This is a genomic window from Streptomyces sp. NPDC006743 (genome assembly GCF_040703815.1).
Classification (GTDB): Bacteria; Actinomycetota; Actinomycetes; order Streptomycetales; family Streptomycetaceae; genus Streptomyces.
This window is the reverse complement of the sequence record NZ_JBEYJA010000095.1, coordinates 1-12,547: the sequence shown is the minus strand read 5'-3', so window position 1 is coordinate 12,547 and position 12,547 is coordinate 1. Positions and strand designations below refer to the sequence as shown.

Below are 12,547 nucleotides of genomic sequence, written 5' to 3'. Positions count from 1 at the left end.
CCTCCAGTACCGGCCAGGCACCCTCGACGGTTTCATAGTGGGCACCGGCCTGGCTCTCGACGAACCGGCGTCACCCTGACAAGCCGAAGTCAGTATTGCTCCCAAGAAAGCCCCGATGAAGCCGCTGAGCAGCTCGGTCCACACCGTACTTCTACGCTTCCGTGTGGAATGGACGCTCGTACCCGGCCCGCTCGCCTTCTCTGGCGAGATGCGCTGTTTCGGCCTTGTACTTCGCCTCTTGGACCAGACCGTCTACCCAGCCGGCCAGCTCAGCCAGCAGAGTTCTAGCCTGGTGAGAGACGCCAGCGCCTTGCATGAGCGCGTATGGACCTGGCACAGGATCAAGTTGGACACTGCCGAACTGCTCTTCAAACTCCTCCTTGTAAGCATCCGGCAACCGCCGCCGGACTGCTTCGCGTTGGCGGATGAAAGCCTCCTGGAGAGCACCGCCGGAGACGGCTGCCTGATCAAGTGGTACAGCATCAAGCGCTGCCTTGATCATCGAGTGAAGCCGTATGTACGTCCCTACCTCTGAGTCCATGGCGGGACTGTAGTACCCGCCACTGACGTTCAGACCCTCTGCACCTCGCAACAATGCGGTACGCAGACCTGGGCAACCAGACTGCTACACGCTGGGTCTGCCAGGCCACCACCACCGCCATCTCCTGGTGGATGGCGGCTCTGCCGATTTCGCTGCGGCCTCCTCTGGCGTCGTGGCTACAGCCGCTGGCGGCATGCTGGAACCAAGCACTGCGGTACGGATCGCACCCCCGTCCGAGGCCACACTCTCCAACGGCGGCGATCCGGTCGCGGTACTGATCACGGATGTTCATGAGCGCATGCTCGAATGCGGCACGCCGCACCGGATCCTGTGTCCCCCGACGCCCGCCTCGATCTCCGCGATCGTAATGACGGTCAAGTAGAGGGCAGGAGCCGGAACCGAGCGAGCCCAGGCGACGACGGCCGGGCGGGCTTCGGCCGGGTGGTGATCTCGGCGACCACGTTGGTGTCGAGCAGATAGATCACTCGCCGTCCGCCGCATCGTCGTATGACCGCTGGCCGAACTCCAGACCCTCGAAGGGGGCCGCCGTAAGCCGCTCAAGGAATCCGTCGCTGCCCAGGATCGCCCAGCGGTGAAGCATGTCGGGCAAGGCATCGATGTCGGTGTCGGCCAGCTCGGCGTCGAAGTGCCCAAGCTGATGCCCGGGCAGGGGCTCCCGGATCTCCCGGATCGTCCGTAGCGGATGGGACCGAGGATGGGACTCCTCAGGTCTGCGCGGCGGGAGCGGCGGATTCGGGGCCGTGCTCATAATCGGCTCCTCCGCGCTGTGGTCACGGGCTCATGCCTGAAGATCACCCTAGGCCGGGCGGTCCTGGAGAGGGCCGGAAACGCCTCGAACCCGAGCTTTGACGGGACCATCCGCCGAGTCGCGCCAGCTGTGTCTGCAGCCGCCGGCTGCCAGCGAAAGCAATGCCCCTTTGGCTGGAACCATCTGAACGAAGCTGTCGGCTGGACACAATGGGGGAGCGCCGCCCTGTAGCCGGTTTCGTGACACGTCGCGTGCACCGCGGCATTGGTACGCGGCGAAGATCAGCTGTCGTCCCCTCCACCTAAGGTAGCGAATGACGCAGAGCTCAGCCGCCCGAGCTGGACGCTTCCATATGGGGCGTTTGTCCGAGGGGCACCCCCAGGCCCTGGACGCCTGGCGTGTCACCACAGACGATGCCGATGTGGCCGCCCGTGTCGCCAGCTTCCTGGGTGGCGAACCTCAACCGAACGAAGGGGGAGGAAGCGGTCTTGCCTACGAAGTGCTGACGGGCCGCGAGAGCGTACGCATTCTGCTGGATGGGCCTGACGCGGTGGCGGCTCGTATGGTCCTCTGGGGCAGTAAGGGCATCATCCACGAGTGCGACGGCGTGGAGTTCCTGTCGCCGAAGGAGAAGAAGGGCCAGCCCTGCGGCTGTCCTCCGCTGCTTGAGAACAGGAAGCTGGAAGCCAAAAATGGCCGCGGCCCGACGCCGTCCATCGACATCACCTTCCGGATCGCAGCGGCACCTGCGCTGGGCCCGTTCCACTTCATGACGACCTCGTGGCAGATGACCGCACAGCTATCCGATCTGCTGGACGCGCTGGAACGTGTCGACGGCCCAGCTGCCTGCGACCTCACCATGGAGCTCGTCGTCTATACGACCAAGGCGGGCAGAGGCGTCTGCTACCGAAAGCCGGTGGTCACGGTACTCGGCAGCCCCGACACCGTTGCGCCCGAACCCCCGCCGCCGGCCGAGCCCGCGCCCGCTCCGGCACCATCCGCACCCCGTCTCAAGACCAGGCCGGCCCCTGAGCCGACCACCCCGTCCGCACCGCAGTCGAGCCACTCGGTCAACGTGGATGCCGTTCTGCTCTGCCGTGCCGCCCATGTGCTGGGCACCAGCGACCACCAGGAAACCGTCATCGCCGCCCTGTCCGAGATCGTGGCAGGACGGCAACAGACCATGGAGCTTGCCCGGCTGCGAGAGGATGTCGGACGCATCGCCGCCATCGCGGGGCAAGCGCTCCAAAGCCGGGATTCCTCACTCACCTGACCTGGCTCCCATCGTCTCGCAGTGATCACCGACAGCCGGGCAGGTTGGTCTCAGTCCTGGTCTCATTCACCTCCGTCCGAGACTGTTCGGACGGGTCTGGACCGAACACTCCGCCGCAGGTCAGGACGCCTACGGACCCCGCCGGATCCCCAGACGAACATTTGGAAAGCATGTTGAGGGCAACCTCTCACCAGTTCGAATCTCGGATCCGCCGCATCGCCGACCTGGGCTTCCGCGATCTTCCGTCTCAGTCGGATGCGGGCATGAGGCGCTGGACGGGGCCGCCGCCCAGACGACCGAAGCCACCCGAGGCCGACCCTATGGCCGCCGGCTTCGAGGCCGTCTGTCACGCGACAGCCGCAGAGCGCGTCCGCCCCAGCCAGCACCTCCAGATACTGCTCCAGACCGTTCACCCGGTGCCGCACACTGCCCCGACGGATGACTACCTATCCACACAACCGGGGACTCGCCATCACCGGAATGCTGACTATCCCGTTAGATCTCCTTAAACGTCCCGTTTATGCCAAGTTCTTCTAGGCGCTGCTGGATTTGTTCAGCCTCATCGGCCTGTATCACCAACTGGAGTGTTCCCTGCAGATAGCTGATCTGCCGTTCGTCCAGGGCCATGTAGAACGCCCGGAAGAGTGCGGCGAAGCCGTCGGCGCTGTCGGCGTTGGCCAGGAGGTTCTTGGTGAACGAGAAGGCGACCTGCCGGTCCCTAACCTGTTCCGTTTTCGGAGATTGGTCCGGACTCGGCCTGTCGGTCTCCCGCTGCCGGGGCACGCTTGGTGTGTCGACCCCTGAGCTGCCGGGCTTGCGCGGTGAGCCATTGTCGACGGTGTCGTCGGCGCTCACGAAGCATGGACCTTCGTGAGCCGGCTGGTCGCAGTCGGCGCACGTCTTGGGTTGTGGCTTGGCGAGGCGCAGGCCCGTGCTCGCGAGGTTGACCTGCCCTGGTGCTGTGACCTCCACCTCGGTGCCCGCTCCGTCGACGATGCTCAGCAGGCCCTGGCTGACAGCATCGTAGATCGCCTGCTGAAGGTCGCGGTCACCGCCGTACAGCAGCGGCAATCGTGGGGCGCTGTAGAAGGCGGCTCGGATGTCGGAGAGGGTCTTGCCGTAGTCGTGGTCGCGAAGGTTGTGCAGGAGAGCCTTGGCGCTGAACTGGCCAGTGTCGAAAACCTTGTCCCGAGCAGCGAGGCCCTTCCAGACGAGCATGCCGTCGAGGGCGGTGATGTTGTCCTTGTCGAACGTGAGCTGGTCGAGGTACCGCTCCCCGTCCGGATCGGGCTGGGCGAGGTAGGCGACATGCTGGTACGCCCGCTTGAGTGCCCTCTCCAACTGAGTCTTGGCCTCGGCGAGCTCCTTGGCGCCGATGGTCTTGAGCTCGTCGTCGTTCTGAATCTCGGGAGCCTGTAGAGCCTTCTGCCTCGCTAGATACTCCACCGCCAGGTTGCGTGCCAGGGCTCGCTGCTGGGTGTTCACCACGGCGTATACCGCACTGCTGGCCCACTGGACGGGGAGCTGCTGGGCACCTTGCCCGAGCCCCATGGCGACGGTGAGAGCCTCAAGGGTCGGCTTCTCCATGCCGTTGCGCAGGCTGTACTGCGCGGGGTCCAGCACGATGAGCCGGGTGGTGTAGGCGGTGTCCAAGCCTGCAGTGGCAAGGACGTCGGCAGGACTGCGTTGCGGGTCCGCCGAGACGAACTGCACTTCGCGGAAGGGGCCGTTGCTGGCCAGTCGCTTCGAGATGGCGGCGATGACCTGATCACGCTCGGCTTCGGTGATGGTGCGCCGGATGTTCTTGACCAGCATGCGGTGAGTGAGCCGGGTGGAGAGGAAGTAACGGGCCGGCTTGTTGTTGCCCTGGCCGGGAGTGATGTCGAGAGCGCTCATCCCTCGGTTGGGGTTGACCAGCTCATCGACGACGCCGTCGGCGTCGGTGACGGTGTACGTGGTCTCCGGCACGCTGGTGGCCGCCTTGACCTCAGGAGCACTGGCTCCGCGGCCCCGCCCCGGGCGCAGGGTGCCGACAACACTCGCCAGAAAGATAAAGGTGGCCGCACGTTCAGCCGCGCGTGGGTTGTTCGGGGCCCAAGTGCTGGATGGGCGTTCAAGGTCCTGGCGGCGCGCTGCGCCCGACGAGCCATCGTGGTTGATAACTTCGATCTCGGCCAGGCTCCGGTAGTTCGCGATGGTGCGGTCGTCTTCCACCAGGCCGCTGCCCAGGAGCGCCTCCCGGACGGTGCTGTCCGACAGTGGCAGGTCTCCGGGCCCTATGAGTGCCGGCACCCACTCACCTGCCTTGCCGCGCTGCTGCAGGGCATAGACCGTGGCGGCGAAGATGCGGATCGTGGACCGGACTCGCTGGAAGCCGGCGACCTTGCTCCACTCTTCCTGCGCCAGGCTCATCAGCATGGGGTGGAACGGGTAGCAAGCTGTCATCTGCGTGGGCCAGTTGCGACGCCACCCGGCTCCGATCGGGTCCCAGACCTGCTTGCTCCAGGTCTTGTCCGTCAGCACGTCCTTGTAGAGCGCGGCAGTCGCGGCGAGCACCTCACCGGCGGGTTCGGCGTCGAACAGCCGGCGGCGGAGGATGTCGGCGAAGTCACCCACGCCTGTCACGGTGGTCGGCAGGCCGTTGCGGTCGAGCTGACTGTTCAGGTCGTCGCGGCGGGCCTGAGCGGCGGGCGAGAGCGCAGTCTTGTCGATGTCGGAGGCGATCATCACGACCAGCATCGAGACGTGGGGGACATCGTTGACGGCATCGAGCAGTGCCCGCAGGAACGCCATGTCCTGGGCTGCCAGGTCGGTCTGGTTCGCGCCATCGAGCCCGTTGCCGATGTAGTCGAGCACCTCGTCGATGATGATCAGAACGGGTCGGTTCACCGCGCTGATGGCCTCAGCGATCTTGTGCTTGTCGCTCCAGAACCGCCGGTAGCGCTCGAAGAGGGTGTAGTCCTTGGAGAACAGACGCCACAGGAAACGCTCATAGAGGTTGACCGCAGGCCCGTCGAGCTCCTGTACCCCGGCCCCCGGGGTCATGTTGTCGCAGGGCAGCACGACGACATGCGGACGTCCGAGGTCGCCGGTAAGAGGGTGGCCGATCCTGGCCCTCGCGCGCTCGGTCACCTTCTGACCGAGCTCGGTTCGCAGTAGCGCCCCTGGGTTGGCGGCCAGATGGTAGGCGCCGATGCACGCGTGCGACTTACCGCCGCCCATGCCCTGGTCGAGTCGAGTGACTGCTCGGGCTTTCAAGTAGTCGTTGCCACCACCGATGCGGACTGCAATTTCGCTGAGCAGGTCGATGAGTCGCTCGGTCGGATGCGTGATGTCACCGTAGTAGTCGGCGTCGGCATAGGGCGGCCGGTCCGCTCCCGTGGCGTGAACGGCCCGGAACAGCGACATCTGTACGTCATCGATTTGCCCGGAGGCACTGCGGATCTCTTGGCGGAGCTTGAGCGCCTTCCACCACGGCGTCACGCTGGTCGTCATGGCTGCTCTCCTGGGCTGGTGAATACGAGGATCACGGAGGTGAGGGTGGGGTTGGTCGTCATCACATGAGCCGCAACTGGACGTCGTCGGTCAGTTGGGGCTGGCCCTTTTCGTAGTCGCTCGCAGCAACGGCCTCAGCGGCACTGACCACGCCGGGCCGGTTGCGCAACACGCGGGTGAAGCGGACGGAGTCTGGGTCGTTGTCGGGAAGCCGGTCTGCGAGGAACTGGACGGCGGCCCACAGGAAGGTGTCGTCGGCCGCGTGCTCTGCAGCCGCCAGTACCTGCCCCATGGCCTGTAGGCCCTCCTCCGAGGCAGCTGCGAGCGCGAGGGCAATGTCGATCACGGTCGAATCTCCGTCGATCTTGCCCTTGTAGTCCCGGGAGGCGATGAACCGCACACCCTTGTCGGCATCAGGAACCAGGTCGCGTATCGCCGCCAGGTCGAGCGAGGAAGCCAGAGCCTGCCAGCGCAGTTCGGACTTCGCCCTGATCTGGCGGTTGTAGAGCGTGATCCACCACAACGCGAACCGCGTTCGAGCGTCAAAGGTCTCCAGCGGCTGGTGGTTGATCTCGACGGCCATGGCCTCCTGGACTGCAGCTCGCGCCAGCGGAAGAAACGTGTAGATGTCGACGGGTTCGCCCTTGGCGTCGAGGATCTCGCTGTAACGGCCGACGACCTCCATGGCGGGTCCGGCAGCGGCCATCAGCATGTCCGCCGGCGCCAAGCCCCACCGCTCCCAGTCCGGGTAACGCCGTTTGATCTCGGCCTTGATCTCGGCCTCGACCGCGCCCTTTCGCCCGGGGGATCGTCCGGGCGCCATGGGGCGGCACGACATGGTCAGGGTGGTCTCGATGTTCGCCTTGCCCTGGTGGTTGCTCGCCTCGGTGTTCGCGGGCCAGGAGCCCGTCATCACCAGGCCAGCCTTCTCGATGGCCGTGAGCAGGCGCTGCCAGACCTCCGGGTCTCCGGAGCCGAACACGATAGTCACCAGTCCGTCGTCGCGGACCACGCGACGCATCTCACTGAATGCCTCGGCGATCTTCGTGTCGTAATGCTCGCGAGTTCGGTGCTCGTTGGGCGCCTCCCCCCGGACCCGCTTGACGATGATCTCTTCCGACTTCTCCTGGCAGCCGTGTTCGTCGGAAGTGATGACGAGTTCGGGCCAAGTGTTGTGCAGGGCTCGCTTCAGCCATGCGTAGATCAGATCGGAGGAGTCGGCGTACGCGAGCATCTCGTCGTACGGCGGGTCGGTGACCACAGCAGTGATGCACGCGTCCCGCAGATTCATCGAGGTAGCCGACCCCCGAGTCACGCTGACCGACGTCCCCTGGATATCAGCCATCAGATTCGAAAGCGTCGACATGCTGCTCTTGCACAGAGACGCCCAAGAGCCCGGCCCAGTGCCGATTCCCACTTCGAAGAAGTCCTGAGAGAAGGTAATTGACCCTTGATTGGCGTATATGTCATGGACCCCTGCGCGACTGATGTCGATCGTGCACCCGCGGGTAGCGCGTCGAAGCTTCCGCGCAACGACTGACCCGGCGTATCCGCTCAGCGCCCGTGCGTAGTCAGCGCTCACCCCCGCCTTGTACATGAGTTCGTCGGCCACCTCAGCAATGGTCTGGGTGAGCATGACGAAGGCCAGGGTCTGCCGATCACACATGAAGTCGCCGTAGGTGCGCGCCCCGTAGATGGACGGCCCGATGATGTTGTTGTTGCCCGGTGCGATCCGTTCGTCGGGTACTGCACTCAGAAAGGGGCTCGGGTCGGACAGCTCACGTAGTGCGGCCGGCGTTGCGGCGACAGCCTCGAGCTCCGCCTCGGTGGGCTCCCGATACTCCTTGCCGAAGTCGTCCGAGTGGTCGGCCACCACTAGGAGCATGTCCGTGGCACGCCTCTCGTCGGTGAGTCTGCGATGCACATCGAGTGGGTGTACATGACTGCAGAACGGACAGATCGCCGACTTCCCCGGTAGCGTCCGACCCTCAGCCGTACGAGCGCGTGTCAGCGTTGGGGTACGCCTTGGAGGTCCCTCGTGCACCACCGGTGCGCAGGTACCAGCAGCCGGGTCGGCTTCGATGTAGAACGACTGGCCGGGATCATTGACAGGCGGGGCGCCCTTGCGGCCACGTTTTTGACTCGGCCGTCGCAGCTCGTACGAGCCGACCAGAGGGAACCGGTTGCCGCACTCCTGGCACGGTATGGCGATGGCCCACAGGTACCCCCACGGTCGTTTGCCGTTGACCTCGGGGTAGTAGTCCGCCATGGCTGCCGTCCACCGGCGTCCCACCTCATCGAGAGTGGCGCGAACGTCAATAAGCAGCCGCGGCCGGTCGTCGTAGAGAGCGTCGCTCTCCTCGGCGAACGGCAGGCTCGGCTCCTGAGACCAGTCCCGGAAGGGGAAGTCGGTGAGGAGCGAGCTGGCCAGCACCGCGACCGGGCTGTAGTCGACACCGTGGGCTTCAAGCCCAAGCCGCCCCGCCTCGAGAGGGATCATTCCGCGCCCACTGAACGGGTCCAGGACCGATGCGCCCTCAGGGTTCGCCTTGAGGATCTCGTCGTGGAGTATCTGCCAGGCGGCGTAGCGCCCGGACATGGCAGTGTGCACCAGCTCCTGAAGACGCTGTTGCTCGGCCTGATCCTCTGGCCAGGGCAGCAGCGAGCAGAGCACCGCTGCCTTGGCCTGTGCGACAGGACGCTTTGCGAACCACGGAAACAGCCCGATCTCGGTCGCACCGCTTCCCCACCCCGCTGAACTGTTCACCGAAACCTCGGCACAGGGGAACCAGCGTTCGATCATGCGGGTCATGCGTTGCTCCCGGGGGCGTTCTTGAGACTGCTGCCCGGGACGCGGAACACCGCGTTCCCGGTCATGACGTTCGCGAAGAGGGTGGCGGGGTCCTGATAGGCGCCGAAGAATCGGCCCTTGCCGTCGGCACACTGGTCGATGACGTACAGCCAGTACTCCTTGCGGTGCTGGGTAGCGATGAGGACTTCGTTGCCGGTCATCCGGATGCCGTCGCTGGCCGCGCTGCCGAGCACGCCCTTGACCTCGACGTGGCGGACCTGGCTGTGCCGGCGGGCCTCCAGGTCGTAACCGCGGCCCTCGGTATGGACATCGGCCACTGTCCAGCCGTCATCCTCAAGGAGTTGCTGCACGCGTCGCATGGAGACCAGTTCGGCGTCGATCTCGGCCTGAACGCTGATGTCGGCAGTGGCCAAGACCCGGATCCGACCCACCTGCTTCGGTTCGGTCAGCTGCACGTCTGCGAGCCGCTCGAGCTCTTCGAGGCGCTGAGCGGTCTGGGCCTGAAGCCGGTGCCTCAGCTCCAGCCGGGCAGCGCGATCATCGATGCGGTCGGTGAGGCTCAGTGGCAGGTTGGTCAGGTCACGGCGGGCTTGAGCGAACCAGTCGGCGCGCACCTTCCGGTGCTCTGCTACGGTCGCGGCAGCCACTCGGCGGGCATCTGTGAGCGCGTGTCCTTCCCTGGCCGGATGCGGTGCACTGCCGTTCTGGTCGGTGGGCACGAGGTTGGCCAGGGACTCCCACCTCACCGGGCGGGCGGTGCCGCTGTCGTCAACCTTGATCAAGGTGGCCCATACGCTGGCGCGCTTGCCGTTGCTCTCGGTCATCGTGGCCTCGTACGCGTACAGGTCGTACGGGGTGAGGCTGGTGGGATCTGCCGCGGCGCCGGACTGGTAGAGGTCCTCGGCCAGGGTGTGCTTGGCTATGTCAATCAGGTCGCTGAAGCCGGGCTCACCGGGGCCGAGGGTGACGGTGTCGCCGACATCGATGCTCTCCGAGGCTTCGCGCACCACGTCCCCGCTGGTGGCGACGTGAACCTCGTTCCCTCCGCCCAACGTGGCCGGAAATCTTGCCTTGCCGCTCCGGGAGAGCCGCCGGAACCCGGGCCCGGCCGCGGTGGGCGTGGACTTCAGCACACCGGCCGCTGCGAGCCGGTCTAGGTATGCCTCGACAATGGCAGGGTTGATGCGTGCGAACAGGTCACGCTGGAGCAGCGTCAGCGCGGCCACTGCGTCCACCTGGCTGGCGAGGCGTCGCTCGTTGTCCCGTACCTTCCGGGCCGCCCGGATGAGTTCCTGGGCCTGGACTGCCTGGACGGCGTCGATGGCCTGCTGTTTCTTCAGCTCGTCGTTGCCGTAGAGGTCCGACAGCCACTTGTCATAGTCAACGCCGGTCATTTCGGCGACCACCGACAGGCTATCGAACATCTGGCCGCGCAGTTCGTTCGCGGCCGTGACGAAGTTGTCCAGGAGGCGCAGCAAGGTCACGCCTTCCCGGGTGTCGGTGGCGACCAGGTTGTAGAGGTAGACGTCGCGCTGCTGACCCACACGGTGGATGCGGCCCATCCGCTGTTCGAGGCGGACCAAGGACCACGGGATGTCGTAGTTCACGAGCACGTGCGCGGCCTGCAAGTCGATGCCCTCGTTGCCGGCATCGGTGGTGACGATGATCTGGAACTCGCCGCGCATGAATGCCTTGCGCGCCTCGTCACGTTCGGTCTTGCTCTGGCGGCCGGAGTAGAGCTGGGCGCTGTATCCCTGGTCCTGGAGCTGCCGGGCGATCCACTCGGCAGAGTCGGCATACTCGGTGAAGACCACGGCCTGATCACCGCTTCCGGGGTGAATCCCGTGGGGTGCCAGGCAGTCGTTGGTGAGCCGCTTCCACTTAGACGGCTGCCAGCGGGAGTCGTTGAGCGTTGCCTCGATCTGCTGCACGAGGCTGTTGATCGCAGTTCGCTCCGCCCGCGTAGAAGCCGAGACCGTATGGATCACCTTGGCCTCGTCGACCTCGGCCTCGTCACCGTGGTCCTCACGGTCGGCGATGAGCGCCGCCTCAGCCTCGCTCATCGCCCCCATGTGTTCATGCCGCCGGCGCAACGTCTGGGCCAGAGCGTAGAGGCTGGAGGCTGCTCGCTTGCCGTAGACCATGCGGGCAAGCGGCTGCGCCACCGGAGGGAAGAACCGGTCGACCATTTCCAGGGCGGCCTTGTAGAAGCCGTACTCGGTCTGCGACAGCGGGACGCTGTGGTTGTGCGCCGTGCGGCCCTTGAACAACCGGGTCGTGCCGTCGTAGTCGACCAAGTCCTCCTTCATCCGCCGCAAGAAGTGGATGGGGCCAGGGCGCAGGGCACTGAGCTCGACGTTAGGGTCGCTGCCCGGATCCGGGTAGATCCCCGGGTCGACCAGGTGCAGCAGGTGCCGGAAGAGCCACTCCTTGCCTCGGTGGGGCGTTGCCGTCATCAGCAACGCCCGCGGTGTGTTCTTGGCCAGCAGCCGTCCGACCTGGTGGAATCCGGCGGCAGTCGGAGTCAGCCGGTGCGCCTCGTCGAAGACGACCAAATCCCAGCCAGCTTTGTCCGGACGGATGGCGTCCTGTACCGCGGGATTCACCGCTGCTAACTCAAGCGACACCACCCACAGGTCGTTGGAGTTCAAGGCGTCCTCACGCACCGTGGCTGAGGTTAACTGGCGCAGACCGCCCCCCAGCAGCCGCTGGAAGTCGTCCACCCACTTCGTGGCGAGGTTCGCCGGGCACACGATGATCGCACGCTTGGTCAGGCCGAGCCTCTGCATCTCACGCAGGTACAGACCGGCCATGATCGTTTTTCCGGTACCCGGCTCGTCGGCTAGGAGGAAACGCAGCAGGGGCTGGGGAAGCATCGCTCCGTAGACGGCCGTCGTCTGGTGCGCGTACGGCTTCAGCGGTGTGGCTGCCATCGCGCTGGACTCGGCGTTGGTCGCCGCGGCGTTCATCCACTGTGTCCACATGGCCGCCAGCACACGTGCGGAGTCAGCCTTCCCGTCGCTGACGAGAGGCCGCACGGTCTCCGTGTCTCCAGCTGCCAGATTCACTTCGTGACGACGGTCTTCGTCGTCGACCAGGATGAGGTCCCATGACCCCGGTTGATCTCCGGGCAGGGCGAACCTGACCGTGGCGAACTCCGGTACGCCAGCGGCCTGGACCCTTACTCTCTGACCACGCTCAAACGTGCCTGGGGCCTGCATGCTTATGCGTCAGCCTCAAGACTCGCCGGAACCCAGCCGAGACTGGCCAGGAGCCAACCCACCGCACGTGGATAAGCCATGCCCTGGTCCCTCCCCCTCGGCCAGCCGCGGTTCCCCCACCTGCGACTTACTAATGGGATGTCAAATTACTGTATCCCGCTGCTACTTCCAATATGAAGAGCACGAAGGGAGTGCAGGGGCCGCCGCCGGCTCAGATCGATGAACCTCGCCGGACCTGGCCAAGCAGCTCAGCGGCGCCCGCAAGGACTGGACGAGCCTCCTCCACACCCTGCTGGGTGCCTCCCATCCGGACGGTGGACGACGTACGGCGATGTGACGACCGTTACTGACTTCGGCTTGTCAGGGTGACGCCGGTTCGTCGAGAGCCAGGCCGGTGCCCACTATGAAACCGTCGAGGGTGCCTGGCCGGTACTGG

Annotated in this window: 7 protein-coding genes; 2 read left to right on the top strand and 5 right to left on the bottom strand. The window is 65.5% G+C overall.

What is annotated here, in order from left to right; all coding sequences use genetic code 11:
* Positions 1-151: 151 nt before the first annotated feature.
* Entirely contained in the window at positions 152-541 is a 390-nt protein-coding gene (locus ABZ719_RS36080) for a hypothetical protein (RefSeq protein ID WP_366729403.1), read from the bottom strand.
* Positions 542-734: 193 nt separating this feature from the next.
* Here ABZ719_RS36080 and ABZ719_RS36075 point away from each other — a divergent pair, with 193 nt between their 5' ends.
* Positions 735-923, top strand: coding sequence for a hypothetical protein (locus ABZ719_RS36075; RefSeq protein ID WP_366729402.1), 189 nt, complete (start codon positions 735-737; stop codon positions 921-923).
* Positions 924-1,022: 99 nt separating this feature from the next.
* Here ABZ719_RS36075 and ABZ719_RS36070 read toward each other — a convergent pair whose 3' ends face one another.
* Positions 1,023-1,310 carry a hypothetical protein gene (locus tag ABZ719_RS36070; RefSeq protein WP_366729401.1) on the bottom strand — a complete coding sequence of 96 codons (288 nt, stop codon included), beginning with the start codon at positions 1,308-1,310 and terminating at the stop codon, positions 1,023-1,025.
* 313 nt (positions 1,311-1,623) lie between these two features.
* On the opposite strand from ABZ719_RS36070, the gene ABZ719_RS36065 reads away from it, so the two are divergent.
* Entirely contained in the window at positions 1,624-2,583 is a 960-nt protein-coding gene (locus ABZ719_RS36065) for a hypothetical protein (protein ID WP_366729400.1), read from the top strand.
* 495 nt (positions 2,584-3,078) lie between these two features.
* On the opposite strand, the gene ABZ719_RS36060 is transcribed toward ABZ719_RS36065, so the two are convergent.
* The 3 genes from ABZ719_RS36060 to ABZ719_RS36050 all read right to left on the bottom strand — a co-directional run bounded on the left by ABZ719_RS36060 (position 3,079) and on the right by ABZ719_RS36050 (position 11,859).
* The gene (locus ABZ719_RS36060) at positions 3,079-6,078 is read right to left on the bottom strand and encodes a DUF499 domain-containing protein (RefSeq protein WP_366729399.1); all 3,000 of its coding nucleotides are present in this window, start codon (positions 6,076-6,078) and stop codon (positions 3,079-3,081) included.
* 61 nt (positions 6,079-6,139) lie between these two features.
* Positions 6,140-8,890: a DUF1156 domain-containing protein gene (locus tag ABZ719_RS36055; protein ID WP_366729398.1), complete on the bottom strand. Its 2,751-nt coding sequence runs from the start codon at positions 8,888-8,890 to the stop codon at positions 6,140-6,142.
* On the bottom strand, positions 8,887-11,859 hold the full coding sequence (locus ABZ719_RS36050) for a helicase-related protein (RefSeq protein ID WP_366729397.1): 2,973 nt from the start codon (positions 11,857-11,859) through the stop codon (positions 8,887-8,889). The genes ABZ719_RS36055 and ABZ719_RS36050 overlap by 4 nt, the downstream gene beginning before the upstream one ends.
* Positions 11,860-12,547: the final 688 nt, after the last annotated feature.